Annotated in this window: 30 protein-coding genes; 11 read left to right on the top strand and 19 right to left on the bottom strand. The window is 72.0% G+C overall.

Annotated elements, in window-relative coordinates; translation table 11 throughout:
• Positions 1–116: 116 nt before the first annotated feature.
• From ACFY0F_RS21105 to ACFY0F_RS21090, 4 genes are read left to right on the top strand one after another with little or no spacing between them, the layout of a single operon-like run.
• Positions 117–494, top strand: a complete 378-nt coding sequence (locus tag ACFY0F_RS21105) for a DUF2795 domain-containing protein (RefSeq protein WP_388796177.1) — start codon at positions 117–119, stop codon at positions 492–494.
• Complete coding sequence (locus tag ACFY0F_RS21100; protein ID WP_388796174.1) at positions 491–1147, top strand: diguanylate cyclase; 657 nt, start codon at positions 491–493, stop codon at positions 1145–1147. The genes ACFY0F_RS21105 and ACFY0F_RS21100 overlap by 4 nt, the downstream gene beginning before the upstream one ends.
• A gap of 38 nt (positions 1148–1185) precedes the next feature.
• Positions 1186–1728, top strand: a complete 543-nt coding sequence (locus tag ACFY0F_RS21095; protein WP_388796171.1) for a type 1 glutamine amidotransferase domain-containing protein — start codon at positions 1186–1188, stop codon at positions 1726–1728.
• Positions 1728–3833 (top strand): catalase, encoded by a 2106-nt coding sequence (locus ACFY0F_RS21090; RefSeq protein ID WP_388796168.1) that lies wholly within the window; start codon positions 1728–1730, stop codon positions 3831–3833. Before ACFY0F_RS21095 ends, ACFY0F_RS21090 begins: the two co-directional genes overlap by 1 nt.
• Before the next feature lie 102 nt (positions 3834–3935).
• On the opposite strand, the gene ACFY0F_RS21085 is transcribed toward ACFY0F_RS21090, so the two are convergent.
• Complete coding sequence (locus ACFY0F_RS21085; RefSeq protein ID WP_388796165.1) at positions 3936–4223, bottom strand: DUF6158 family protein; 288 nt, start codon at positions 4221–4223, stop codon at positions 3936–3938.
• 58 nt (positions 4224–4281) lie between these two features.
• Between ACFY0F_RS21085 and ACFY0F_RS21080 the strand changes: the two genes are divergently transcribed.
• The gene (locus ACFY0F_RS21080; RefSeq protein WP_388796162.1) at positions 4282–5400 is read left to right on the top strand and encodes a Vms1/Ankzf1 family peptidyl-tRNA hydrolase; all 1119 of its coding nucleotides are present in this window, start codon (positions 4282–4284) and stop codon (positions 5398–5400) included.
• 61 nt (positions 5401–5461) lie between these two features.
• Here the strand turns inward: ACFY0F_RS21080 and ACFY0F_RS21075 are convergent, their stop codons facing one another.
• Both ACFY0F_RS21075 and ACFY0F_RS21070 read right to left on the bottom strand, forming a co-directional pair.
• Positions 5462–7081 carry an ABC-F family ATP-binding cassette domain-containing protein gene (locus tag ACFY0F_RS21075; RefSeq protein WP_388796159.1) on the bottom strand — a complete coding sequence of 540 codons (1620 nt, stop codon included), beginning with the start codon at positions 7079–7081 and terminating at the stop codon, positions 5462–5464.
• Between the two features lie 42 nt (positions 7082–7123).
• Positions 7124–7780, bottom strand: a complete 657-nt coding sequence (locus ACFY0F_RS21070; RefSeq protein WP_388796156.1) for a histidine phosphatase family protein — start codon at positions 7778–7780, stop codon at positions 7124–7126.
• A 79-nt stretch (positions 7781–7859) separates the two neighbouring features.
• Here ACFY0F_RS21070 and ACFY0F_RS21065 point away from each other — a divergent pair, with 79 nt between their 5' ends.
• The 3 genes from ACFY0F_RS21065 to ACFY0F_RS21055 all read left to right on the top strand — a co-directional run bounded on the left by ACFY0F_RS21065 (position 7860) and on the right by ACFY0F_RS21055 (position 10546).
• Positions 7860–9356 carry a bifunctional phosphatase PAP2/diacylglycerol kinase family protein gene (locus ACFY0F_RS21065; RefSeq protein WP_388796153.1) on the top strand — a complete coding sequence of 499 codons (1497 nt, stop codon included), beginning with the start codon at positions 7860–7862 and terminating at the stop codon, positions 9354–9356.
• Positions 9357–9511: 155 nt separating this feature from the next.
• Complete coding sequence (locus ACFY0F_RS21060) at positions 9512–10327, top strand: class I SAM-dependent methyltransferase (protein ID WP_388796150.1); 816 nt, start codon at positions 9512–9514, stop codon at positions 10325–10327.
• 48 nt (positions 10328–10375) lie between these two features.
• A complete protein-coding gene (locus ACFY0F_RS21055) occupies positions 10376–10546 on the top strand; it encodes a hydrophobic protein (RefSeq protein ID WP_388796148.1) in 171 nt (56 codons plus the stop codon).
• Between the two features lie 26 nt (positions 10547–10572).
• Here ACFY0F_RS21055 and ACFY0F_RS21050 read toward each other — a convergent pair whose 3' ends face one another.
• The 13 genes from ACFY0F_RS21050 to ACFY0F_RS20990 all read right to left on the bottom strand — a co-directional run bounded on the left by ACFY0F_RS21050 (position 10573) and on the right by ACFY0F_RS20990 (position 20546).
• The gene (locus tag ACFY0F_RS21050) at positions 10573–10854 is read right to left on the bottom strand and encodes a gas vesicle protein K (protein ID WP_388796144.1); all 282 of its coding nucleotides are present in this window, start codon (positions 10852–10854) and stop codon (positions 10573–10575) included.
• Between the two features lie 9 nt (positions 10855–10863).
• Positions 10864–11043 carry a gas vesicle protein gene (locus ACFY0F_RS21045; protein ID WP_388796141.1) on the bottom strand — a complete coding sequence of 60 codons (180 nt, stop codon included), beginning with the start codon at positions 11041–11043 and terminating at the stop codon, positions 10864–10866.
• Complete coding sequence (locus ACFY0F_RS21040; protein WP_388796138.1) at positions 11040–11837, bottom strand: GvpL/GvpF family gas vesicle protein; 798 nt, start codon at positions 11835–11837, stop codon at positions 11040–11042. The genes ACFY0F_RS21045 and ACFY0F_RS21040 overlap by 4 nt, the downstream gene beginning before the upstream one ends.
• The gene (locus ACFY0F_RS21035; RefSeq protein ID WP_388796135.1) at positions 11834–12175 is read right to left on the bottom strand and encodes a gas vesicle protein; all 342 of its coding nucleotides are present in this window, start codon (positions 12173–12175) and stop codon (positions 11834–11836) included. Before ACFY0F_RS21035 ends, ACFY0F_RS21040 begins: the two co-directional genes overlap by 4 nt.
• Positions 12172–13422 (bottom strand): SRPBCC family protein, encoded by a 1251-nt coding sequence (locus ACFY0F_RS21030; protein WP_388796132.1) that lies wholly within the window; start codon positions 13420–13422, stop codon positions 12172–12174. The genes ACFY0F_RS21035 and ACFY0F_RS21030 overlap by 4 nt, the downstream gene beginning before the upstream one ends.
• Complete coding sequence (locus ACFY0F_RS21025; protein ID WP_388796129.1) at positions 13419–14072, bottom strand: DNA primase; 654 nt, start codon at positions 14070–14072, stop codon at positions 13419–13421. The genes ACFY0F_RS21030 and ACFY0F_RS21025 overlap by 4 nt, the downstream gene beginning before the upstream one ends.
• Positions 14069–14332, bottom strand: coding sequence for a gas vesicle protein GvpG (locus ACFY0F_RS21020; protein WP_388796126.1), 264 nt, complete (start codon positions 14330–14332; stop codon positions 14069–14071). Before ACFY0F_RS21020 ends, ACFY0F_RS21025 begins: the two co-directional genes overlap by 4 nt.
• A 29-nt stretch (positions 14333–14361) precedes the next feature.
• Positions 14362–15132 carry a GvpL/GvpF family gas vesicle protein gene (locus ACFY0F_RS21015; RefSeq protein ID WP_388796123.1) on the bottom strand — a complete coding sequence of 257 codons (771 nt, stop codon included), beginning with the start codon at positions 15130–15132 and terminating at the stop codon, positions 14362–14364.
• Positions 15129–15554, bottom strand: a complete 426-nt coding sequence (locus tag ACFY0F_RS21010) for a gas vesicle structural protein GvpA (RefSeq protein ID WP_388796120.1) — start codon at positions 15552–15554, stop codon at positions 15129–15131. The genes ACFY0F_RS21015 and ACFY0F_RS21010 overlap by 4 nt, the downstream gene beginning before the upstream one ends.
• Before the next feature lie 57 nt (positions 15555–15611).
• Positions 15612–16013, bottom strand: coding sequence for a gas vesicle protein (locus ACFY0F_RS21005; RefSeq protein ID WP_388796117.1), 402 nt, complete (start codon positions 16011–16013; stop codon positions 15612–15614).
• A 104-nt stretch (positions 16014–16117) separates the two neighbouring features.
• Positions 16118–17104, bottom strand: a complete 987-nt coding sequence (ligD, locus tag ACFY0F_RS21000; RefSeq protein WP_388796115.1) for a non-homologous end-joining DNA ligase — start codon at positions 17102–17104, stop codon at positions 16118–16120.
• Positions 17101–18948: a transketolase gene (locus ACFY0F_RS20995; RefSeq protein WP_388796112.1), complete on the bottom strand. Its 1848-nt coding sequence runs from the start codon at positions 18946–18948 to the stop codon at positions 17101–17103. Before ACFY0F_RS20995 ends, ligD begins: the two co-directional genes overlap by 4 nt.
• Positions 18945–20546, bottom strand: a complete 1602-nt coding sequence (locus tag ACFY0F_RS20990; RefSeq protein WP_388796109.1) for an FAD-dependent oxidoreductase — start codon at positions 20544–20546, stop codon at positions 18945–18947. Before ACFY0F_RS20990 ends, ACFY0F_RS20995 begins: the two co-directional genes overlap by 4 nt.
• 174 nt (positions 20547–20720) lie before the next feature.
• On the opposite strand from ACFY0F_RS20990, the gene ACFY0F_RS20985 reads away from it, so the two are divergent.
• Complete coding sequence (locus ACFY0F_RS20985) at positions 20721–21686, top strand: LLM class F420-dependent oxidoreductase (RefSeq protein ID WP_388796106.1); 966 nt, start codon at positions 20721–20723, stop codon at positions 21684–21686.
• Positions 21687–21763: 77 nt separating this feature from the next.
• Here the strand turns inward: ACFY0F_RS20985 and ACFY0F_RS20980 are convergent, their stop codons facing one another.
• Entirely contained in the window at positions 21764–22216 is a 453-nt protein-coding gene (locus tag ACFY0F_RS20980; RefSeq protein WP_388796103.1) for a phage holin family protein, read from the bottom strand.
• A 139-nt stretch (positions 22217–22355) separates the two neighbouring features.
• Between ACFY0F_RS20980 and ACFY0F_RS20975 the strand changes: the two genes are divergently transcribed.
• Complete coding sequence (locus tag ACFY0F_RS20975; protein WP_388796100.1) at positions 22356–22703, top strand: VOC family protein; 348 nt, start codon at positions 22356–22358, stop codon at positions 22701–22703.
• Positions 22704–22739: 36 nt separating this feature from the next.
• Here the strand turns inward: ACFY0F_RS20975 and ACFY0F_RS20970 are convergent, their stop codons facing one another.
• Positions 22740–23639 (bottom strand): arginase family protein, encoded by a 900-nt coding sequence (locus ACFY0F_RS20970; RefSeq protein ID WP_388796097.1) that lies wholly within the window; start codon positions 23637–23639, stop codon positions 22740–22742.
• Between the two features lie 65 nt (positions 23640–23704).
• Here ACFY0F_RS20970 and ACFY0F_RS20965 point away from each other — a divergent pair, with 65 nt between their 5' ends.
• Positions 23705–24052, top strand: a complete 348-nt coding sequence (locus ACFY0F_RS20965; RefSeq protein ID WP_388796095.1) for a DUF6204 family protein — start codon at positions 23705–23707, stop codon at positions 24050–24052.
• Here the strand turns inward: ACFY0F_RS20965 and ACFY0F_RS20960 are convergent.
• On the bottom strand, positions 24030–24575 hold the full coding sequence (locus tag ACFY0F_RS20960) for a GNAT family N-acetyltransferase (protein WP_388796092.1): 546 nt from the start codon (positions 24573–24575) through the stop codon (positions 24030–24032). The genes ACFY0F_RS20965 and ACFY0F_RS20960 overlap by 23 nt on opposite strands.
• Between the last annotated feature and the right edge of the window lie 40 nt (positions 24576–24615).

Here is a 24615-nt window from a genome sequence, read left to right as displayed (position 1 = left end):
GCACGGCCGGAAGTGGACGCGGGCTGCGTTTTCCGGCGGGTATTCACCCCCTTGAGCCCGTGTCGGCGTCCGGTCGACGGGTACGCGGTGCGGACCCTGAAGATCTGGAGGGACACATGCAGCGAGGCAGTGACCGGCTGAGCGTCCACCGGGACGACGAGATGAAGCACGAGCTCCAGGGCCTGCTCCGGTCCGGGCACCCCACGCGCACGGAGGAGTGGCACGACCCGGAGCCGACCGCCGAGGACGACCCCGAGGTCTGGGGCGGCCCGGTGGCGCCGGGACGCTCCGGGGCCACGCTGGAGACGGTCCGGTTCGAGCTGGCCCGCCATCTCGGGCGCAGCGCGTTCCCGGCGGGGCCGGCCGACCTGGCCCGGGCCCTGCGTCGCAAGAACGCGCCGGACGCCCTGATCGAGGCGGTGGCCCGGCTGCCGCACGAGGATCGCTACGGCACCGTGCAGGAGCTGGCCGAGGTGCTGGTGGGCCGCGGATGAGCCGGGACCAGGCCGCGGAGATCGCGGCCACGGGCGTCACCGTCGATGTCGGTGACGCCACCACCCGGTATCTGCTGTACGGGCTGCTGCCGGGCTGGTTCGTGCCGGGGCTGGCCGACTGGGCCATGCACCGGCGCACCCGCATCGAGGACACGGCCGGGACCAAGGAGTCCCTCATCCACTCGCTGATGATGGCCGAGGTGGGCCTGCCCATCGCGCTGACCCTGCGCTACGAGGTCAACCCGCTGCTGCTGACGGTGCAGCTCGGGGCGGCCGCGGTGCACGAGGCGACGGCGCTGTGGGACGTGCGCACGGCGGTGGACAGCGACCGTGAGGTGAAGCCGGTCGAGCAGCACATCCACAGCTTCCTGGAGTCGTTGCCGTTCGCCGGGCTGAGCGCGCTGATGTGCCTGCACGCCGACCAGGTGCGCTCGTTGCTGCGCGGCGGAGGGGGCGATCCGGACGCGTGGCGTCTGGTGCCCCGTCGGCGGCCGCTGTCGCCCGGTTATCTGGCGGCGATCGGAGCCGCCATCGGCGCGTGCGTGCTCCTGCCGTACGGCGAGGAGCTGCTGCGCTGCCGGCGGGCGGCCAGGACGAGGAAGAAGCGTGGCCGGGACGACCGGGCCCGGTGGCGCGCGACCGACGATCAATAGACGTTGCAGTTGCGTATACGGAAAGGATGCTGAGCATCATGCGCATCGCGTTTCTGGTGGCTCCCGAGGGGGTCGAGCAGGTCGAGCTGACCGAGCCGTGGAAGGCGGCCTCGGACGCCGGCCACGAGCCGGTTCTGGTGTCGACGAAATCCGGAAGGATCCAGGCGTTCAACCATCTGGACAAGGCGGACACGTTCCCCGTGGACGAGGTGGTGGGCGAGACGTCGGCCGGCTCGTTCGGGGCGCTGGTCCTGCCCGGCGGGGTGGCCAATCCGGACTTCCTCAGGATGGACGAGAAGGCCGTCGCGTTCGTGAAGGACTTTTTCGATCAGGGCCGTCCGGTCGCCGCGATCTGCCACGCTCCGTGGACGCTGGTCGAGGCGGACGTCGTACGCGGCCGGACGCTGACCTCGTGGCCCAGCCTGCGCACGGACATCCGCAACGCGGGCGGCACCTGGGTGGACGAAGAGGTGAAGATCTGTGACGCCGGTTCCAACCAGCTGATCACCAGTCGCAAGCCGGACGACCTGAAGGCGTTCTGCGACGCGTTCGTGCATGTGTTCGCGGGAGAGGCCGGTTGATGGGCGTCCCGGCCGACCGGAAAGAGCAACAGCGCGAGACGCACTACGCCGACGACCCCACAGAGGGTCCGCTCACCACCGATCAGGGCGTGGAGGTCGACCACACCGACGACTCGCTGACGGCCGGCGAGCGCGGGCCGACCCTGATGGAGGACTTCCACTTCCGGGAGAAGCTCACCCACTTCGACCACGAGCGGATCCCGGAACGGGTGGTGCACGCGCGCGGTGCGGGCGCGTACGGGTACTTCGAACCGTACGAGTCCTGCGCCGAGTTCACCCGGGCGGCGTTCCTGCAGGATCCGTCCGTGCGGACGCCGGTGTTCGTGCGGTTCTCCACCGTGCAGGGCCCCAAGGGGTCGGCGGACACGGTGCGGGACGTGCGGGGCTTCGCCACGAAGTTCTACACGTCCGAGGGCAACTACGACCTGGTGGGGAACAACTTCCCGGTGTTCTTCATCCAGGACGGCATCAAGTTCCCGGACTTCGTGCACGCGGTCAAGCCCGAGCCGCACAACGACATCCCCACGGGGGCGTCGGCGCACGACACCCTGTGGGACTTCGTGTCGCTGCAGCCGGAGACCCTGCACGCGATCATGTGGCTGATGTCGGACCGGGCGATCCCGCGCAGCTACCGGATGATGCAGGGCTTCGGCGTGCACACCTTCCGGTTCGTCGACGCCGAGGGGCGTGGGACGTTCGTGAAGTTCCACTGGACGCCGAAGCCGGGCGTGCACTCCCTGGTCTGGGACGAGGCGCAGGAGTGCCAGGGCCGCGACCCGGACTTCAACCGGCGGGACCTGTGGCAGGCGATCGAGGCCGGCGAGTACCCGGAGTGGGAACTCGGTGTCCAACTGGTGCCGGAGGAGGACGAGTTCGCGTTCGACTTCGATCTGCTGGACGCCACGAAGCTCATCCCGGAGGAGCAGGTGCCGGTGCGGCCGATCGGCCGGATGGTGCTCAACCGCAACCCGGAGAACTTCTTCGCGGAGACCGAGCAGGTCGCCTTCCACACGGCCAACGTCGTGCCCGGCATCGACTTCACCAACGACCCGCTGCTGCAGGCGAGGAACTTCTCCTACCTGGACACGCAGCTGATCCGGCTGGGCGGCCCCAACTTCACCCAGATCCCGGTGAACCGGCCGGTGGCGCCGGTGCGCAACAACCATCGCGACGGTTACCACCAGGGCACCGTCCACCGGGGTACGAACTATTTCCCGAACTCCCTCGGCGGCGGCTGCCCGGCGCACGCCGGGGCGGGCGGTTCGGCGTTCACCCACTACACCGAGCGGGTGGACGGGGCGAAGATCCGCCGCCGCAGCCCCAGCTTCCAGGACCACTACAGCCAGGCCGCGCTGTTCTGGCACAGCATGGCCGACTGGGAGAAGCAGCACATCGTGGCGGCCTTCCGGTTCGAGCTGGGCAAGGTCGACGCGCGGGCGGTGCGGGCGCGGACGGTCGAGCAGCTCGCCCACGTGGACGGCGATCTCGCGGCGCAGGTGGCGCGCGGCGTCGGGGTGCCCGAGCCGTCGGCCGCTCAGTCGGCGACGGTCAAGCAGGTCTCGCCCGCGCTGAGCCTCGAATCGCTGCGCGGTGCCGGCTCCATCCGGACCCGGCAGGTCGCGGTGCTGGTCACCGACGGTGTGGACGCCGAGCAGCTGGGGTCCGTACGGGAGGCGCTGGCGGCCGAGGGGGCGATCGTGGAGGCGCTGGCGGCGACGGAGGAACCGGTGACGGGGGTCGACGGGCGATCGTATACGGTCGACCGCGCACTGCCTACGGTCGCCTCCGTCCTGTATGACGCCGTCCTGCTCCCCGGCGGCCCCACCGGAACACCCGCGATCACCGGCGACCCCGACGCGATGCGTTTCGTCCGCTCCGCATACCGGCACGGGAAGCCCATCGGGGCGCTGGGTTCCGGCGTCGGGATCCTGTCGGCGCTGGAACCGGAGGGCCTCAGGCTGTCGACGGAGTTCCACCACATGATCAGCGACCGGGGCGTGGTCACGGACACCGCGCCGGGGGCCGCGCACGCGGACTTCGTCCGGGCGTTCGTGGCCGCGATCGCGGGTCACCGGCACTGGGGCCGACCGCCGCTGCGCTGCTGAGACGCGTCAATGAGACGCGTCGCCGAGACGCGCCGCTCAGACGCGCCGCTGAGAGCACAGTGCCGCCTTACGGGGCTCCCCTTCCCGGGGAGCCCCGCTTCGTCATGTCCCGGAGCCGTCGGGCGAGGCCGACTCCGCGCAGCTGCGCTCCCTGGCCCCTTCCCGGGTGCGGCCCGCGGCGACCAGTCGGCGCGGGTTGCGGCGCAGGTACTCGCCCTCCAGCTGGGCCATGCGCTCGTTGTGGGCCCGCAGCGCGTCGTTGGAGCCGTACAGCAGCGTGTCGTGGCGCGTGCGGTGGATCGTCTCGAGCTCTTTCATGAGCTGCTGGTCGTCCAGGCGGCTGGGATCGACTCCGGTCATCGCGATGTCCCGCTCGTCGTGTGCGTTCATGCGGTACGGGTACCCGCCCCGGACGCACTACCCCCGAGCGGCATCCGGGAGGGAATCAATGGATCTCGCCTTTCTCAATCCACTGTACGAACAGTCCGGCCCCTGGGCCTCCGTGTACGTCGACACCTCCCAGCACGCGGAGGACACGCCGCACGAGCTGCACCTGACCGCCCAGGCGATGGCGCGGGACCTGAAGGACCAGGGCGCGGACGACGCCACGTGCCGGGCGGTGGAGGAGGCGATCGAGGCGCTGCGTCACTCCCCCGACCCGTACGGCAGGGCCGTGTTCGCGCGATCCGGCGAGGTCGTGCTCGACCCGCTGCTGGCGGCGCGCCCGCCGCAGGGCAGTCTCGCCGTGTGGGCACCGCTGCCGCGGGTGGCCCCGCTGCTGGACCTGGCCGGTGAGGACCCGGTGGCGATCGTGGCGTACATCGACCGGCGGGGCGCCGATTTCGAGCTGCGCAGCGCGCTGGGCCGGCAGAAGGCGGGCGCGGTCGTCGGCCGGCAGCATCCCCTCCACCGGACCAGCAGTGCCGACTGGTCGGAGCGGCACTTCCAGCTGAAGGTGGAGAACACCTGGGAGCACAACGCGGCGGAGATCGCCGACGCGCTCGCCGTCTGCCAGGACGAGACACGGGCGGACCTGTTGATCCTGGTCGGTGACGACCGGGAGCGGCGCGAGGTGCACGACCGGCTGCCCAAGCGGCTGGAGGAACGCGTGGTGGAGGCATCGCACGGCACCGGCAGCAGGCTGCTGGACACCGAGGTGGAGCAGGTACGCGCCGAGCGGGTGCGCGCCCGGGTCACGGCGGAGCTGGACCGGTTCCGGGCCTCGCGCGCCCCGGACGACGAGGGCCGCGCCGGCGCCGCCGAGGGCGTGCCCGCGCTGGTGGAGGCCGCGCGGGAACACCGTCTTCAGGAGCTGCTGCTCCGGCCGGACGGGCCCGACCTGCACCGCGAGGTGTGGATCGGGGAGGACCCGGACCAGTTGGCGGTGCGCAGGACGGAGCTGCAGGTCCTCGGTGAGCAGCACTCCTGGTCGGCACGTGCCGATGACGCGCTGCTGCGCTCCGCCGTGGCGACGGACGCCACCGCGCTGTCCCTGGCCCCGGTGCTGGAAGGCACCGGGGACGACACTCCGGCGGGCGGCCTGGGCGCGCTGCTGCGCTGGAAGTGACAAGCGGGAGAGCCTGCGGAGCGGGTCCGGTGCGGCCCGGGTGGGGCGGGTCCGGTGCTGCCTACCGGGCCCGCTCCACCCTGCGCTCGTCCCACACCGGCTCGGCCGTCTCACGTACCCGGCCGTCGCTGCCGAAGACGAGGAAGCGGTCGAAGGAGCGGGCGAACCAGCGGTCGTGGGTGACCGCGAGGACCGTGCCGTCGAAGGCCTCCAGGCCCTCCTGCAGGGCTTCGGCGGACTCCAGGTCGAGGTTGTCGGTCGGTTCGTCCAGCAGCAGGGCGGTGGCGCCGGCCAGTTCCAGCAGCAGGATCTGGAAACGGGCCTGCTGGCCGCCGGAGAGCCGGTCGCAGGGCTGCTCGGCCTGCTGGGTGAGCTCGTAGCGGCGCAGCCGGGACATGGCCGCGCCGCGGTCCTGGGAGTGCTCCTTCCACAGGATGTCGAGCAGGGTGCGGCCCTCCAGCTCCGGGTGGGCGTGGGTCTGGGCGAAGTGCCCGGGCACGACCCGTGCCCCGAGCCTCCACTCCCCCGTGTGCGCGACGTCGTCACCGGCGAGCAGGCGCAGGAAGTGCGACTTGCCCGAGCCGTTGGAGCCGAGGACGGCGACCCGTTCGCCGTAGAAGACCTCCAGGTCGAACGGTTTCATCAGACCGGTCAGTTCGAGGCCTTCGCAGGTGACGGCCCGTACACCGGTCCGGCCCCCCTTGAGGCGCATCCGGATGTCCTGCTCGCGCGGCGGCTCGGGCGGCGGTCCCGCCTCCTCGAACTTGCGCAGCCTGGTCTGGGCCGCCTGGTAGCGGGAGGCCAGCTCGTGGCTGACGGAGGCCGCCTGGCGGAGGTTGAGCACGAGCTTCTTGAGCTGGGCGTGCTTCTCGTCCCAGCGGCGGCGCAGCTCCTCGAAGCGGGCGAAGCGCTCCCGGCGGGCCTCGTGGTAGGTGGCGAAGCCGCCGCCGTGCACCCAGGCGTCGGCGCCGGCGGGTCCGGGTTCCACGGAGACGATCTTGTCGGCGGCGCGGGAGAGCAGTTCACGGTCGTGGGAGACGAACAGGACCGTCTTGCGGGTCTCCCTCAGGCGCTCCTCCAGCCAGCGTTTGCCGGGCACGTCGAGGTAGTTGTCCGGCTCGTCCAGCAGCAGCACCTCGTCGGTGCCGCGCAGCAGCGCCTCCAGCACCAGTCGCTTCTGCTCGCCGCCGGAGAGGGTGCGCACCTGCCGCCACTGGGCGCGTTCGTAGGGGACGCCGAGCGCGGCCGTGGTGCACATGTCCCACAGCGTCTCCGCCTCGTACCCGCGTGCTTCGGCCCAGTCCGCGAGCGCCTGCGCGTACGCCAGCTGGGCGGCTTCGTCGTCGACGGTCATGACGGCGTGCTCGGCCTCGTCGACGGCCCGCGCGGCCTCCCGGATGCGGGGCGGTGCGACGGAGACGAGCAGGTCGCGCACGGTCGTCTCGTCCCGTACGGAACCCACGAACTGGCGCATCACGCCGAGGCCGCCGCTGACGGTGACCGTGCCGCCGTGCGGCTTGAGCTCGCCGGCGATCAGGCGGAGCAGGGTGGTCTTGCCCGCGCCGTTGGGGCCGACCAGGGCGACGGCGGCGCCTTCGCCGACCCGGAAGGACACGTCCCCGAGCAGGGTCCTCCCGTCGGGGAGGTGGTACTCGAGGTGCGCGGCTTCCAGGTGTCCCATGGGGAGGCATTCTCCGGGGCGCCCGGGACCTGGGGCAAACGCTTATCCGGCCGCGTCGACCGGCTGCCCGGCCGGCCCGCTCTCCCCCGCCGGGGCCACGACCGTGCCCTGCCAGGTGAGCGCCTTCCAGCCGTCGGCCGGGGAGCCCTCCAGTACCACCACTCCGGTGTTGTCCAGGGGCCGGGCGGCGGCGAAGGCCACGTCGACGTTGCCGGCGCGGGCTGCGGTCCACATGCGGATGGCCGCGCCGTGGCTGACCAGGGCCACGGTGCCGGCACCGCTTTCGGCGGCCTCGGCGACGACGGCGTCGTACCGGGCCAGCGCCTCGGCGCCGCTCTCCCCGCCGGGCATGCGCAGCGCGGTGTCCCCGGCCGCCCAGGCGAACACCGTACGCATGTACAGCTCGCCCAGGCCCGAGTCGCCGGGCAGCATCTCCAGATCCCCCGCCGCGACCTCGCGTATGCCGTCCCGGACGGTCACCTCGAGACCCCGGGCGGCGGCCAGCGGGGCCGCCGTGAGCTGGGTGCGGACGAGGGTGGACGCGTACAGGGCCTCGATGTCCTCACCCGCGAGCGCCCCCGGGAGGGCGGCGGCCTGCCGCTCGCCGAGCTCGGTCAGCCCCGGGCCGGGAACGGCGGTGTCCAGCAGGAAGTCGACGTTGGACGGGGTCTGGCCGTGCCGGACGAGGAGCAGGCGCATGCGGGGTCCTTCCACCGCGGGCGGCGTCGGACGGATGTCCGCCGACAAGAAACGGGCACTTCAGGGTATCCGCACCCACATGAGCCCAGACGTCGACCTCACCGTCCCCCGGCCCGGCCCGCACGCCCTGCGCGACAAGCTGCTCGGCCTGGACTGCCGGCTGTTCGAGGCGGCCGCCGAGCGGAGCTGGCCCGGCGCCGAGCGGGTGCTGCCGCGGCTGAGCCGCAGCGCCAACCACGGGGTGCTGTGGTTCGCGACCGCCGCCGCCATGGCCGCCGTGCGCACGCCACGCGCCCGCCGGGCCGCCGTCCGGGGCCTGGCCTCGCTGAGCCTGGCCTCCCTGACCATCAACACCCTCGGCAAGCGCTCGGTGCGCCGCCCGCGTCCGGTGCTGGACCCGGTGCCGCTGGCGCGGCGGCTGAAGCGGCAGCCGATCACCACCTCCTTCCCTTCGGGCCACTCCGCGTCGGCGGCCGCCTTCGCGGCCGGTGTCGCCCTGGAGTCACCGGGCTGGGGGGCGGTGGTGGCCCCGGTGGCGTTCTCCGTCGCCATGTCCCGCGTGTACACCGGCGTGCACTTCCCCAGCGACGTCCTGGCGGGCGCCGCTCTCGGCGTGGGCGCCGCCTACGCGGTCCGGGGCCTGGTGCCGACCCGGGCGCAGGGCAGTCCACCGGCCCGGCCGCGTGCCGAGGTGCCGGCACTGGAGGAGGGCGAGGGCCTGGTGGTCGTCGCCAACACGGCCTCTGGGACCTCCGACCGGGTGCGCGCGCTGCGGGACGCCCTGCCGCGGGCGGAGGTCGTCGAGTGTGCGCCGGACGAGGTGCGCACCGAACTGGAGAAGGCGGCGGCGCGGGCCAGGGTGCTGGGGGTGTGCGGGGGCGACGGCACGGTGAACGCCGCCGCCGGGGTCGCCCTGCGCCACGGCCTCCCCCTGGCGGTGCTGCCCGGTGGGACGCTCAACCACTTCGCCCTCGACATCGGCGTGGAGGACGCACGGGACCTCGCCGGGGCCGTCGAGCGCGGTGAGGGGGTGCGGGTGGACGTCGGCCGGTTCACCGCGCGCGACCGCGAGGGCGTCTTCCTCAACACGCTCAGTCTGGGCGTGTACCCGGAGCTGGTGCGCGAGCGGGAACGCTGGTCGGGCCGGATCGGCGGCTGGTCGGCCGGGGTGCTGGGCGCGCTGCGTGTGCTGCGCGCCGACCGGCATCCGCTGGCGGTCGAGGTCGGCGGCGAGACCCGTCCGCTGTGGCTGCTGTTCGTCGGCAACGGGATCTACCACCGCATGGGGCTGGCGCCGGGCCGACGTGCCGATCTGGCGGACGGGCTGCTGGACGTACGGGTGGTGCACGGCAGCCGCCGGCCCGCGCTGCGGCTGCTCGCCGCGGCCGCGGCGGGACCGCTGACCCGTTCCCCCGCGCACGCGGCGGTGCAGGTGGGCCGGCTGCGTCTGGCCGGGGTGGAGCCCGGCACACCCCTGGCGTACGACGGCGAGGTCACCGAGGTGTCGGGTGAGGTGACGCTGGAGAAGCTGCCCGAGGCGCTGACGGTCTACCGCCCGCTCCCGCCGACACGATGAATCACGTACCCGTGCGGTCTGCCCTTGCAGCGTGTCCGCACAGCGCCGTCCGCACGGCGTCCGCATAGTGGTGTCCGTATAGCGAGATAAAAGGTCTCATCATTCGGCCGATGGGCGTACCGTGACGCTCACCGACGACCGAACGGGGTGCAGTGATGCCCAAGCCACAGGAGACCGCCGTCTACACGCACGGACACCACGAGTCGGTGCTGCGTTCGCACACCTGGCGGACCGCCGCCAACTCCGCGGCCTACCTGCTCGGCTCGCTCGAACCGCACATGCGGATCCTGGACATCGGCTGTGGGCCGGGGACCATCACCGCCGACCTGGCGGCGCTGGTCCCCGACGGGCATGTCACCGGGGTCGACCACGCACCGGGCGTCCTGGAGCAGGCGCGGGCCACGGCGGCCGGACGGGGCCTGGCGCACGTGGACTTCGCCGTCGCCGACGTGCACGCCCTTGACTATCCGGACGACACCTTCTGCGTCGTGCACGCCCACCAGGTGCTGCAGCACGTCGGCGATCCCGTGCAGGCGCTGCGCGAGATGCGCCGGGTGACGAGGCCGGGCGGCTTCATCGCCGTCCGCGATGCGGACTACTCGGCGATGACCTGGTATCCGGCGGTGCCCGGTCTGGACGACTGGCTCGCGTTGTACCTGCGGGTGGCCCGGGCGAACGGCGGTGAGCCGGACGCCGGACGCCGGCTGAAGTCCTGGGCGCTGGCCGCCGGGCTCACCGACATCACGGCCTCCTCCGCCACCTGGACCTTCGCCGACGCCGAGGAGCGGGCCTGGTGGAGCGGGCTGTGGGCGGACCGCACCGTCGCCTCCTCCTACGCCGCCCGTGCCACCGAGGGCGGTCACGCGACGCCCGGGCAGCTCGCGGAGGTGGCACGGGCGTGGCGGGAGTGGGGTGAGCGGCAGGACGGCTGGTTCGCCGTCCTGCACGGAGAAATTCTGTGCCGAAAGTGAGCCTGATCACGGATTTCCGGGAAACCCGGAATGCAGGAGGTTCACATCATGGTTCCCATCCTGCTGGTACTGCTTCTGGTGCTCATTCTCTTCGGCGCCGGTTTCGCGGTGAAGTTGCTCTGGTGGATCGCCCTTGCAGTCCTCGTGGTCTGGCTGCTGGGTTTCCTGGTACGCGGAACCGCCGCGGGCGGCGGCAGGAGCCGCTGGTACAGGTGGTGAATTGACCCCGGGTGACGCCGAGGACGTCACTCCCGGGGCAGCAGTGGTCCGAGCGGCCCGAGGTCCAGGTTCAGGTCCTCGGGCCGCAGTCCGTAGCGGTCGCGCAGCTCGGCCATGCGGTCCTCCAGGAGCATCAGGGTCAGCCCGATCCGCTCCTCCTGCTCCTCGGTGAGATCGCCGGTGTCGAAGCGGCGCAGCGCCTGCCGCTCCATCAGCTGCCGCAGCAGCTCCACAACGGTCAGGACGAGTTTCACCAGGTCGCGCTCGACCGTGTCGGGCTCCAGGTCCAGACGGTTGCGCGGGGTCATGACGGCTCCTCACTCGAACGGTGACGGGACCTGCGCGTTCACCGAGCTGATCAGCGCGTTCAGGTCGATACGGACGAGGTCCACGTCCGCGATGCGCAACGTGATGTCCCCGGTGATCACCACCCCGCCGGCCAGCAACCGGTCCAGCAGGTCCACCAGGGCGATCTCGCGGCGTTCTATGACGGTCACGTGCCCTCCCCGCCCTCTTCCTCCTCACGCGGAGCCCGGGTCACGGCGTCACCGGCGAAGGAGTAGGGCGCCCACGGGCCGGTGAGTTCCACCCGCAGCCCAGGGGTTTCGTCTTTCGCGCTGTCCACCATTTCCACGAATTCCTCGGAATGCGCACGGGGCACGAGATAGGCCGCGTTGAGCACGTTACGCCCGGAGGCACCGGAGAGTTCGGGATTCTGCGGGGCGTGCAGCCGGGAGTTCTCGGCCTTTTCGGAAAGCTCCCGGTGCAGGCGGTCCGCGAATGCCTCGGCCTTCTGCCACATGTCCTCGTGCGACCGGGTCTGCGCACGCCGCTGCCGCAGGTAGTCCCGGCCCGACGCGGGCTTCGGCGAAGGGCTTTCCGGCTGGGCCTGAGCGATGTCGGCGTACACCTTCACTCCCCATTCCACCCGGCCCTCGAGCCGGTCGAGGGTGCGCCGGAACTCCTCCTCCCGGGCCTCGATCATCGTCCGTACGGCGCTGTCGTCACGGAAGACGGTGGCCAGGCGGAGCGGGAGCGGGGTGGTGACGGTGGTGAGCGCGTCGATCACGCCCTGGTGGGCGCGGGCGGTCGCGGTCAGCCAGTCCAGGTCCTCCAGACGGGCGCGCAGTGCGTCCTCGGCGAAGTCGGCCTCGGAGACCGTGCTGAGGACCGCGACCAGTCCGTGGTGGTGCAGCAGCGCCGGCGGGGCGCCCCCGATGCCCGTCAGCTGGGCCTGCAGGGGCGCGCCGAAGGGGCGGCAGACGGCGTAGACGTACCGCAGTCCGGTCATGGTTCCTCCTTCTGCGCGCGGCGCGGCTCCAGTTGCAGCTCCTCCAGCCGTGCCAGCCGCTCGCGCAGCTCGGCGTTCTCGCGCGTGAGCTCGTCCCGGCGCGCTTTGGAGGACAGGGCGGGGTCGCTCTCCCACCAGTCGATGCCCATCTCCTTCGCCTTGTCCACTGAGGCGACGATGAGCCGCAGTTTCACGGTGAGCAGTTCGATGTCGAGCAGGTTGATCCTGATGTCCCCCGCGATGACGATCCCCTTGTCGAGCACGCGCTCGAGGATGTCCGCGAGGTTGGCGCCCCCGCCCTGCCCATAGGGCTCGGGGAGCCGGTTGGGCGTCGTCATCGACGGCTCCCGCGCTCCGCGTACTCGGGTTCCTCTTCCTCCTCGTAGGCCTCCTCCTCGGGCTCCTCCTCGCCCTCGCCCTCGGCCTCGTTCTCGTACTCATCCCCCTCTTCCTCGGCGTACGGAGCCTCGTCGGCCTCTTCTTCGCCCTCTTCCTCCTCGGGCTCCTCGGGCTCTTCCTCCTCGCCCTCGGCCTCGGCGTCGTACTCCTCGTCGGGCTCCTCCTCGGCCTCTTCCTCGGGCTCCTCCTCGCCCTCGGCCTCGTTCTCGTACTCCTCGCCTTCCTCCTGCTCCTCGCCCTCCGGCTCCTCGCCGCCCTCGTCGGCCGACTGCTGCTGTTCCTCCTCGGCGACGGCGTCCTCGTGGCTCTTGACGACCTTGCCGTCCTGGATCTCTCCGCGCCAGGAGTCCTCCGCCTCGCCCTTGAGGGTGATGAACCGTGCGTAGTTCTTCAGGTCGAGCCGGACCCGGCGGCCCTGGGCGCGCCAGATGTTGCCGGTCTTCTCGAAGAGGCCGCTCGGGTAGTACTCGATGACCAGCAGGACGCGGGTGAGGTTGTCGTCGAGCCGGTGGAAGGAGACGACACCCTTGGTGTTGCCCTTGGCGCCCTCCGTCGTCCACTGGATCTTGTAGTCCGGGATCTGCTCGACCGTGCGGCCCTTCCAGCTACGGCTGGACCACCAGATCTTCGCCTGCCAGTCGGAGTCGGTCTCGCCGGCGCGGCTCGCACTCTTGACACCCTTGGCGAAGGTGGAGAAGTCCTGGTACTGGGTCCACTGGTCGTAGGCGGTGCGCACCGGCACGCCGACGTCCACGGACTCGATGATGACGGTGGGCTTGTGGCCGCTCTTGCGCTTGCCCTTGCCGCCGCCCCCGCCGCCCCCCAGGCCCTTCAGCTTGTCCATGACGGTGTCCTTCGCTCGGGAGGCGCCGAGTTCCAGCGCCGAGCGCAGCGGGCCCTTGCCCTGGGCGATCTTGCGGCCGCCTTCCAGGGCCAGCTTGGCGAAGCCGGGGCTGTTGCCCTCGGCTATGTCGTTGAGCTTGACCGTGGTCTCGCCGAGCTTGCGGCCGAAGCCGGTCAGCAGGCGCTGGGCCTGCGCCCCGAGGTATTCCTGGACCTCCTCCTTGAGGCGGTCGGCGGCCTCGCTGTGGGCCAGGTCGGTGAGGGGGTTGTTCTTCGCCGCACCGGTGGCTCCGCCCGCCGCCTTACCTGCCGCGGAGGTCGCGGATCCGACTGTCTCGGTCATCCTTCATCGCCACCCTTCGGCTGCCGGGACCGGGTGGCGTCGCCGGCCGCGGCCGTCTTCTTCGCGGCCGTCTTCCCGGCCGTGCCCTGGGTCTTCTTCGCCGTCTTCTTGGCGGGCGCCTTCTTGGCGGCCGCCTTCTTGGCGGGGGCCGTCTTCGCCGCCGCCTTCTTGGCCGGGGCCTTCTTCGCGGGGGCCTTCTTGGCGGCCGGTTTCCCGGACTCCCGGCCCTCGTCCTCGGACTCCTCCTGCTCGTCCCGCCCCTGGCGCGTGTCCGCGTCCTCGGTGTCCTCGGCGTCCTCCGTCTCGGACTCCTCGGACCCGGTGCCGGGCACCGCACCCGAGAGCCGGTCGCGGACCTGGGCGGTGCGGCCGTGCAGCCGGTCCGCGAGGGCGTTCATCTGCCGCTCGGCCATGGCGCCCGACGCGGCCTTGCCGACGCCCCGCAGGTCCTCGCGCAGCTGGTCGCCGATCTCCTTGAACTGCGGGTTGTTCTTGAGCTGCTGGTTCAGCAGGTCGCCGAGCGCTCGTGGGCTGAGGTTCAGCTTCTTGCCGGCCACCAGCGAGCCGACCGCGACGGCCATCTTCATCTTCTTGGTACGCCCGAGGACGTACCCTGCCCCTATCGCGAGGCCAAGCGCCGTTCGGTTCATATTCCTGTCCCGTTGCCCGTCGTCTCGCCGGATCCCATGGCGGTCTCCAGCCGGTCGAGAAGCTCGTCCTCGCGCCGGTCGAACTCCTCCTCGGTGATCTCGCCCGCCTCCAGCTGTTCCTCGAGGCGGGCGAGTTCGGCCCGTATGGTGGAGGGGTCGTAGTAGATCCGCTCCGCTTCGTGGAGCACCTGTCCGATCACCCACGCGCTGCCGCGCACCGGCGCGAACGGCAGCAGCAGCACCTCACTGATCAGTCCCATCCGCTACTCCCTCCGCTTCACGCGGGGCCCTACTCCGCTCCCGCGTCCGCACCGGCCGTGGTGCCCGCGGGCTCGGCGGGGCCGGGCTCGACGAAGCTGTACGGCGGCAGCGGTCCGTTGACACGCAGTTCGAGGTGGGCGAGGGACCGGCGGGCCTCCTCGACTGCGGCGAGGAAGTCCTCGGCCGAGCCGCGGTCCACCAGGAACGACACGTTGACCAGCCAGCCCGTGGACTCGGGGCCCACGCTCACGGCGTCCGTGAGCGGTGCCAGCACACGCTGCACCTCGGTGGCGTCCTCCGCCTCCTTGGCCTTGACGGCGGAGGCCACCATCTCGCCCAGGCGGATCTTGTCGTCGTAACTGCCGCCGCCCGACTTGCGGTTGGCCTCGGCCAGGGCGCGCAGCTCCGGGCTCTCGGCCATCACGCGGTGCAGGACGGCCTCTTCCACGTGGCTGGCCTTGACGTTGTACTCGACCTTGCCGTCCAGCGCCCGCAGACGCTCCTTGTAGTGGTCGGCCCGCTCGGCGAGGACGCCGGTGACCGCGGCGTCGTCCGAGGCGACGCTGCCGAACCGCATGGGCAGCACGCAGGCGGCCGCGCCGGACTCGGCCAGCACGTTCTGGTGCGCGAGCAGGTCCCTGCGCTTGGGGCGCAGTCCCTCGGGGGCGTCGCTGACGATGGCGGCGAGGTCGCCCTCCTTCAGGATCCGCACCGGCATCGGCGGCTCACCCACACCGCCCATGCCCTCGGGAAGCGCGGGGTGCGAGCCGGCGGTGATGGCGTAGACGTAGGTGCTCACTCCTGCTCCTCCTTCCTGCGTGCCGCGGTCTTGCGGGGCCGCGGCCTGGATTCCTGCTGTTCACCTTCGCCGCGTGCCTGCTTGAAGGCGTCCGAGACGGTCTCGGCGGCACCGGACAGCGCTCCCTTGGACTTGCCGCGGGCGCCGGACTCGGTGAGCTCGCCGACCAGGTCGGGCAGGCCCGGGTCCTTGCGCGGGCCGGACTCGAGGTCGAGCCGGTTGCACGCCTCGGCGAAGCGCAGGTACGTGTCGACGCTGGCCACGACGACACGCACGTCGATCTTGAGGATCTCGATGCCGACCAGGGAGACACGCACGAACGCGTCGATGACGAGACCCCGGTCGAGGACGAGTTCCAGTACGTCGTAGAGGCCGCTGCTGCCGCCTCCGCCGCCGGTCTGCTGTGCCGGGACTACGGTCATGCCGACCGCGCCTCCTTGTCTGTGTGATGGTGTACGGACGTGCTGACTGCGGGCGGCCTAGCGGCCGCGTGCGTCGGCCCGCCCGCGTTCGTAACGGCGGGCACGCCGGTAGCCGGTGAGCTGGCCCTCCGGGTCGAGTTCGACCTGGTAGCTCGCCATCAGGCTCATCGTGTCGGGAACCCTGGCGAGTTCGAGGACCTCCACCTCCAACGACCAGCCGTCCTCGGTCTGTTCGAAGGACGAGACCGACTCGGGGGTGAGGCCGGTGAGCTCCGCGAGCTGGGCGCGCGCCCCGCGCAGCACCTCCATCGGGCTCGGCCGGTGCTTGGCCGCCGTGTGCCGGTCGGTGTCCTTCTGTGGCTCCTGTGAGTCCTGTGAGTCCTGCGAGTTGTCGGTTTCCTGTGATTCTTGAGCTTTCTGTGAGCTCTGCGAATCGGATGTGTTTTTTGTGTTCGACATGGCCACCTCTCCCCTCCGTGTGGCCGGAAGGACGTTGGCCAAACCTTTGGAGCGCATGCTTCGGCGGCGCGGGCCGTCGGACCTGCGCAGGAAGGGTATGTGCATCAGCCAACCAGTTTGTCGAGCCGGCGTCTGGCCGGGCCCAGCGAGCGTCCGCGGCCGAGCAGCCCCGCCCAGGGATCACTGCGGGCCTGGTCGACGGCATCCTCGATGGTCCAGCGACGGGGGCCGAGGCCCGGGTCGTCGAGCTGGTCCCAGGAGACGGGGACGGCGACGGGTGCGCCGGGCCGCGCGCGGACGGCGAAGGGGGCGACGGCGGTCTGGGCGTAGCCGTTGCGCTGCACGTCGAGGTAGAGCCGGTCGCCGCGGTCCTTCTTGCGTGCGGCGGTGGTGAGCCGGTCGGGATGCCCGGCGGAGAGCAGACCGGCGACGTCCCGGGCGAACACGTGGACCTCCTCGAAGTCGTGACGGCCGTCCAGGGGCACGACGACGTGCAGGCCGCGCGAGCCGGTGGTCATGAGCGCCGAGGGCAGCCGCAGGTCGTCCAGCAGCCCGCCCAGCAGCCGGGCCGCCTCCCGTACCGCCCTGAAGTCGTCGGCCGAGTCGCCCGGGGGATCGAGGTCGAAGACCATCCGGTCCGGACGGTCGACGCCGTGGCCTCGGTCGGACCGCGACAGCCATCGGTGCGGGGTGAGGCAGGCCTGGTCGGCCAGGAAGACCAGGGTGGCGGTGTCGTCGCAGACGGTGTGCGTGACCGTCCCGCCCTCCTTGGCGACCTCGGCCCGGGTGATCCAGTCCGGGTAGTGGTCCGGGGTGTTCTTCTGCATGAACCTGGGGCCGTCGAGACCGTCCGGGTACCGCTCCAGCATCAGCGGGCGGCCGCGCAGATGCGGCAGCATGAACGGCGCCACGGACCGGTAGTACTCGACGAGGTCGTCCTTCGTGTACTCCTTCCGGACGCGTTCCTGCGCGCCGCCGTCCCTCTCACCGGCACTGTCGCCGTCGCCGTCGCCGGGGAAGAGCACCTTGCCGGGCCGGTGCACGTCGACCGTGCGACGGCCCGCACGCACCGTCCGCACGTCGTCGCTCACCCCACCACCGCCTCCCCCACCAGCAGCCGCCCGGCGGCGGCGATGGCCGCGGCGTCGATGCCCGCGGCGTGCAGTTGCTCGTCGGGGGCCGCCGAACCCGGCATGTTCCGCACCGCGAGCCGGACCAGCCGGGGCACGGGCCTGCCGTCGGTGAAGGCGTCCAGGACGGCGTCGCCGAGTCCGCCCTCCTCATGGTGGTCCTCGACGGTGAGCAGGCAGCCGGTCTCCTCGGCGGCCCGCCTGAGGGTGTCCCGGTCGACGGGCTTGACGGAGTACAGGTCGACGACCCGGACCCGGATGCCCTCATCCTCCAGGGCGTCGGCGGCGGCCAGCGCCTCGTGCACGGTCACACCGGCCGCGACGAGGGTCAGCCGGTCCTCGTCGCTGGAACGCAGCACCTTGCTGCCGCCGACGGGGAACTCCTCGTCGGGCCCGTAGATCACCGGGCTCTCCCCGCGCGAGGTGCGCAGGTAACGGATGCCGTCGAGGCCTTCCATGGCCGCGACGAGCTTGGCGGTCTGGTTGGCGTCGCACGGGTACAGCACGGTCGAGCCGTGGACCGCCCGGAACATCGCCAGATCCTCCAGGCCCATCTGCGAGGGCCCGTCCTGGCCGATGGCGACGCCGGCGTGGGAGCCGACGAGGTTGATGCCGGAGCCGCTGATCGAGGCCATGCGCACGAAGTCGTAGGCGCGCGTCAGGAAGGCCGCGAAGGTCGCGGCGTACGGCACCCAGCCGCGCGCCGCCATCCCGACGGCCGAGGCGACGAGCTGCTGCTCGGCGATGTAGCACTCGAAGAAGCGGTCGGGGTGCTCCTTGGCGAACTGCTCGGTGCGGGTGGAGTCGCCGACCTCGCCGTCCAGGGCGACGACCTCGCCACGGGCCGCGCCCAGTGCCGCGAGGGCCTCGCCGAAGGCGTTGCGGGTGGCCACCTTGTCGCCCTTGTCGTACGTCGGCAGCTCGAGGGAGGCGTCGCGGACGGCGTGCAGCATACGGGCGGCCTGCGGCTCCCGCACCCGGACGGTGAGGTCGCGCTCCCCGCCCAGCTCGGCGATCGCCTCCTCCGCCTCGGGCAGCGGCTTGCCGTGCAGTCCCTCGCGGTCCTGGACGGCGGCGACGCCCTTGCCCTTGAGGGTGCGGGCGAGGATCACGGTCGGCTGCCCGGTCGTCGAGGCCGCCTCGCCGTACGCACGGTCGATGGCGTCCACGTCGTGGCCGTCGATCTCCACGGTGTGCCAGCCGAACGCCTGGAAGCGGCGGGCGTAGGCCTCCAGGTCGTGGCCGTGCCGGGTGGGACCGCGCTGGCCGAGGCGGTTGACGTCCACGACCGCCGTCAGGTTGTCGAGGTGCTCGTACCCGGCGTGCTCGGCGGCCTCCCAGATCGAGCCCTCGGCGAGTTCGCTGTCTCCGCACAGCACCCACACCCGGTAGTCGGTGCGCTCCAGTCGCTTGCCGGCCAGGGCGATACCGACACTCACCGGCAGGCCCTGGCCGAGGGAGCCGGTGGCGGTCTCCACCCAGGGCAGCCGCCGCGGGGTGGGGTGGCCCTCCAGCCTGCTGCCGAGCTTGCGGAAGGTCAGCAGTTCGCCGTCCTCGATCGCTCCGACCGCCTTGTAGGCGGCGTACAGCAGCGGGGAGGCGTGGCCCTTGGAGAGTACGAAGCGGTCGTTGCCGGGATGGTCGGGACGCTCGAAGTCGTAGCGGAAGTGGCGGGCGAGAAGCACCGCCACCAGGTCCGCCGCGGACATCGAGGACGTCGGATGCCCGGAGCCCGCCGCCGCGGCGGCCCGCACGCTGTCCACGCGCAGCTGCTGCCCGAGTTCGACGAGTTCGGCGCTGTTCATGAGTCTCCTTCCGCAGGGGTGTCCGGGCGCCTGACGGGGCCCGGAGCGGGATGGTCGCCCGGCTGGTTCTTCGCGGGCTCACCGCCCGGCTGGTTCCTGGCGGGTTCACCGCCGGGCTGGTTCCTGGCGGGCTCGCCGCCGGGCTGGTTCCTGGCGGGCTCGGGGGCCGGCCGTGGCTCCGCCGGTTCGTCGCCGGGCGGGTTCTCGCCGGGCTCGTCGCCGGGCGGGTTCTCGCCGGGCTCGTCGCCGGTGTCGGCGGCCAGGGCCGCGCCCGGTCCCGTTCCGCTCGGCCGCCCGCCGGGGACGCGTGCGAGTTCCGGTGAGGCCGTGTCCAGGGGCACCGACCAGGAGCGTACGAGGCCCAACTGGACGCCCTGGCGCGGCAGTACGGCGTCCAGGAGCCAGTCGGCGGCGACCCGGACACGGTTGCCCGGCATGGCCGCGAGGTGGTAGCCGCGGGTGACCGCGCCGGCGGCCGGACCGGACAGCGGCACGCCGAACGGGTTGGCGGCGGCCTTGACGCCGCCCAGGTCGACGACGAAGCCCAGATCGCGGTGGCGGTAGGGGCGTCGCTCACCCATCCCGAGCGACGCCGCCACGTTGTGCGCGGCCGTGCCGCCGTGCCGCCAGGCGTGCTGGGCCGTCATCGGCGTGAACTTCCCCGGGTTGCCGAGGTCGGGTACGGCGGCCGCGTCACCGCACGCGAACACCTCGGGCCGGCCCGGCACCTGGAGGTACGGGTCGACGATGAGGCGCCCCCGTTCCAGGGGCTGCCTGGTGCTCTCCACAAGCGGGTCGGGCCGTACGCCGACGCACCAGACGAGCGTGCGGGTCTCCACGAAGTCGCCGTCGGTGAGCTGGACACCGTCATGGGTCGCCTCCTTCACCGAGGTGCCCATCCGGACGTCGACACCACGTTCACGCAGTACACGGTCGGCTGTATGCGACAGACGTTCGTCCATCTCCGGCAGGACGCGCGGCGCGATGTCCAGCAGCATCCAGCGGGGCCGCACGACCGGCCGACGCGGCTGCCGGCGTGCCAGCTGGTCGGTGAAGATCTGCATGTGCGCGGCCACTTCGGTGCCGGTGTAGCCCGCTCCTACCACCACGAAGGTGCACCGTGCGGCGCAGCTCTTCGGGTCGTCGGAACCTGCGGCGAGTTCCACCTGCCGGGTGACGTGGTCGCGCAGGTACAGCGCTTCGGGCAGGCCGCGGAAGCCGTGTGCGTGCTCGGCGACACCCGGAACGGGCAGCAGCTTGTTGACGCTGCCGACGGCCAGTACGAGGCGGTCGTAGGCCAGCTCGCCCGTGCCGCCCTCGGGGTCGGTGTAGTGCACGGTGCGGCCGTCCAGGTCGAGGCCGTCGGCCTCGCCGAGCACCAGGCGCACCCGCGGCAGGGTGCCGGACAGGGAGACGGCGACCCGGCGCGGTTCCAGGATCCCGGCGGCGACCTGCGGCATCAGGGGCAGGTACAGGAAGTAGTCGGTCGGGTTCAGCAGGGTGATGTGTGCCCGGCGCCGGGTCAGCCGGGAGAGGGTGCGGGCGGCCCGGTATCCGGCGAAGCCGGCGCCGACGATCACGATGCGGGGTCGACTCACGGTGCGCCTCCGGCGGTGTGGCTCGTCCGAGGTCTACCGCGTCCCCTTGGCAAAGGCCTCCAAACGCCGGGGAGGCCGGGCGTTTCGCCCCGACCCCGTGCGGTTACCCGGGCCGGGATCCCACCGATCCCGCCCGACCAGACACGGCCGCACGTGTCGCGGAGGTACATCCCCATGCCCGAATACGGCTATTTCCTGTCGACCGAGGAACACGGTCCCGCCGAGCTCGTGGAGCAGGCCCGCATGGCCGAACAGGCCGGATTCCAGGCTCTGTGGATCTCGGACCACTACCACCCGTGGAACGACGCCCAGGGCAACGCTCCGTTCGTCTGGTCGGTCATCGGCGCGCTGTCGGAGGCGGTTTCGCTGCCGATCGAGACGGCGGTGACCTGCCCCACCGTGCGGATGCACCCGGCGGTGGTGGCGCAGGCGGCGGCGACCAGCGCGGTGATGACCGGCGGGCGCTTCCGGCTCGGCGTCGGCACCGGCGAGGCTCTCAACGAGCACATCCTCGGCGACGGCTGGCCGCCGCTGCACATCCGGCTGGAGATGCTGGAGGAATCCATCCAGGTGATGCGCCGGCTGTTCACCGGTGAGGAGGTCAACCACCACGGCACGCACTACACCGTGGAGAACGCCCGCCTCTACACCGTCCCCGACGAACCGGTGCCCATCGACATCTCCGGCTTCGGCCCCAAGGCCACCCAGCTCGCCGCACGGGTGGGCGACGGCTACATCACGATGATGCCGGAGGAGGAGATGGTCACCCAGTTCCGCAAGGGCGGCGGGGGCGCCAAGCTCGTCAGCGGCGGTACGAAGGTCTGCTACGGCACCGACCGCGACGAGGCCGTCCGCCGGGTGCGCGAACTGTGGGCCAACGAGCTGCTGCCCGGCGAGATGGGTCAGATCCTGCCCACGCCCCGGCACTTCGAGCAGCTGCAGCCCCTGATCACCGAGGACAAGGTCCGTGAGAGCCGGGTCTGCGGCGACGACGTCGACGAGCACGTCTCCGCGCTGTCCGCCTTCGCCGACGCCGGTTTCGACCGTGTCTACGTCAACCAGATCGGCCCCGACCAGCGGGGCTTCTTCGACTTCTACCGCACGAAGGTGCTGCCGCAGCTCACGGGCGGCGGGAGCTGAGCCGGCCCCGCCGGCCTGCGGGCCGGCGGGGCCGGGAGGTCCTACGCGGATCCGGTACGCGGATCCGCGTACGCGGGTCAGGCCCGGTGGTGCGGTCCCTCCAGATCCTCACCCAGGTCCGCGCCCGTGCCCGGCGCCGTGTTCGGCATGGGCGGGTACGGTGTGCCGAGGCCGCCGGGAGGCCCGGCGGGCGGGGTGCCGCCGACCACGTGAGCGGGGGCCGCGGGGTGGTGGTTGTGCTTGGGCCGGGCGGCGCCGCGCAGCGCGTAGGCCGCGACTCCCAGGATCACGGCGGCGATCAGCGCGGCCGCCCAGCCGGGCAGGCCGGTGGCCAGGGCGAGGCCCAGCGCGACCGCGAGCGCGCCGCCCGCGTACAGGGCGACGGCTCCGGATGCCGCGTACAGCGTCGCCGTGCGGCGCTGCTTGCGGGTCTGCTCGCGCAGTTCGTCGCGCACGGTCTCGCGCGCCACCTGCGCCAGCTCGTCGACCAGATGCTTGTCCAGGTGCTCCAGATGATCCAAGCGGTCCATGCCCTGCGGGTACCCGCACACACGTACGCATAACGCGTTCCGTGACGGCCTCGCGCCCGCGCGTGATCCCTGCGGCCGGGCGGAGGGGATCGGGTGAAGGGCTCTCCCTCCCCCGGCCGCCGCAACTAGGCTCGCCCGTATGGATATCCAGGGAGCCGCACTGCGCATCTACGTCGACGACCTCGAGACCGCGATCCCGTTCTACGAGCGCCTGACCGGCGCCCGGGCGATGAGTTTCGCCCGCGGCGGGGTGCAGGTCGCCGCCGTCGGCTCGTTCCTGCTGATGAGCGGCCCCGAGGCGGAACTGGAGGTGCTGCGCAAGGTGACCGCGACCATCGCCGTGAAGGACGTCGAGGAGGCCCACCGGGTCCTCAGCGGCCTCGGCGCCCGGATCATCGCCGGCCCGGTCGCGACGCCGGTGGGCCGCAATCTGATCGTGATGCATCCGGACGGCGCGGTGTTCGAGTACGTGGACCAGGCCGGCTGAGCCGCTCCCCCTCCCACCCCCCTTACCGGGCTACTCTCAGGACTCCGCGAAGGCGGCCACGACGGCGTCGGTGAGCAGGGCGGCCGCCGTGCCGTCGGGGTCGAGGTCGGGGTCGTAGATGGTCACGTTGAGGCCGACGCAGCACGGGGAGGCGAGCAACGGGTGCAGCAGCGCGACGAGTTCCTCGGGCACGAGGCCGTCCGGGTCGGGGCTGTCCACGGCGGGCATCACGGCCGGGTCCAGGACGTCCGCGTCCAAGTGCACCCAGAAACCGTCGAGTTGGGGCACCTCGAAGGCCTGTACGGCCGCCTGGGCGGCGGTGTCCGCGCCCTGCTCACGGAGATCGCCGACCGTGGCCACCGGTATCTTCAGGGCGGCCAGTTCGGCGCGGTCCTCCTGGAAGCAGTCGCGGATGCCGAAGAACCGTATGTCCTCGTCCCGGAGGTAGGGCCGGAGACCCTCCAGGTCGGTCAGGTCCTCCTGTCCGCGCCCGGTGCCCAGGGCGACCTCCTCGCCGCCGGCCGCGCCGATCCGGTCGGAGTTGCCCGGGTGCCGGAAGTCGGGCGAGGCGTCGACGGCGGCCAGCCCGTACCGTCCGATGCGGCGCAGCGCGAGGGACGCGCCGAGCTGGATGGAGCAGTCGCCGCCGAGGACCACCGGGAAGTCACCGCCGCGCACATGTCGTTCGAGCCGGTCGGCGAGTTTCACGGTGTACGCGGCGAGCGCGGCCGCGTTGAACACGCCGTCGCCCTCCTGCCAGTCGCCCCGGTCGTAGCGCGGCGGGACCACCACCCCGCCCTCCGCGGCACCCAGCCGCTGGAGGATCCCCTGCTCCCGCAGGGCGCCGGCGAGCTTGTAGCAGCCGGGTACGGTTCCGGGGGCGGGCGGACGCAGGCCCAAGTTGGAGGGCGCGTCGAGCACGACGATATTCCGCATGCGGCACATCGTTCACGACGTACAGTCGGCCCTCAACCGTTTTCGACGAGGGGGCCGAAGAACGCATGGGCGAGCAGCACACCTACCGGGTCATCGTCCGGGGCACCTGGGACGGGCTGACCGAGGAGGCGCGGGCGCGGCTGCTCGCGGAGGCGGCCGATCACGGGATGGCGAGCATGCGCTTCACCGAGGAGGGCTCGCTGTCGTACGAGCCGTCGCCGCTGAAGCACTTCTCCCTGCGGTACGTGGTGGTCTCGGACGCGGCGGACGGCGAGGAGATGGCGGCGGCGATCGCGGAGGACCGGGCGGAGACCGCGCTGCGCGGCCTGGGGTACGGCTTCACCGGGCTGCGGTCGACCGTCACGGACCTCGACACGATGAAGGTCAACTTCAAGCCCGCATCTCGGCGGTGATCGCCCACCGTTCGTGGTCCCGCCAGTCCCCGTCGACGTAGATCATCTTCGGGGAGAAGCCCTCCAGACGGAACCCGGCGCCGCGGGCGAGGGCGATGGAGGCGGCGTTGCCGGGCTGCGCGTTGATCTCCAGCCGGTGCAGCCGCATGGGCCCGAAAGCGTGGTCCACCACCAGGCCGAGGCCCTCGCGCATCAGCCCGCGCCCGGCCGCGTGCGCGAAGGCGCCGTAGCCCAGGGCACCGCACTGGAAGCCGCCGCCGACGATGTTGTTGATGTTGATGAACCCGGCGATGGCCCCGTCGTCCTTCTCGCAGACCAGGAACCCGGCCTTCGTCGGGTCCTCGATGAGCCGTCCCGCGTACGCCGTGTACGCCTCTTCGGTGGCCGGCGGGAACAGCCACGGGTGGTGCAGGTCCTTGCTCTCCCGGGCACGGGCGGCGAACTCCGGACCGTCCTCGTAGGTGAAGTGACGTATCCCCACGCGGGGGCCTTCGGCGAGGTATCGGGACACGGCATGCGGCATCCGGCCAGCCTACGGCGTCATGGGCCCGGCGTCTCGTGAG

The sequence above is a fragment of the Streptomyces sp. NPDC001544 genome, from assembly GCF_042894285.1.
GTDB lineage: Bacteria > Actinomycetota > Actinomycetes > Streptomycetales > Streptomycetaceae > Streptomyces.
Note: the sequence above shows the minus strand (reverse complement) of the source record. Positions and strands in the feature narration are given on the sequence as shown.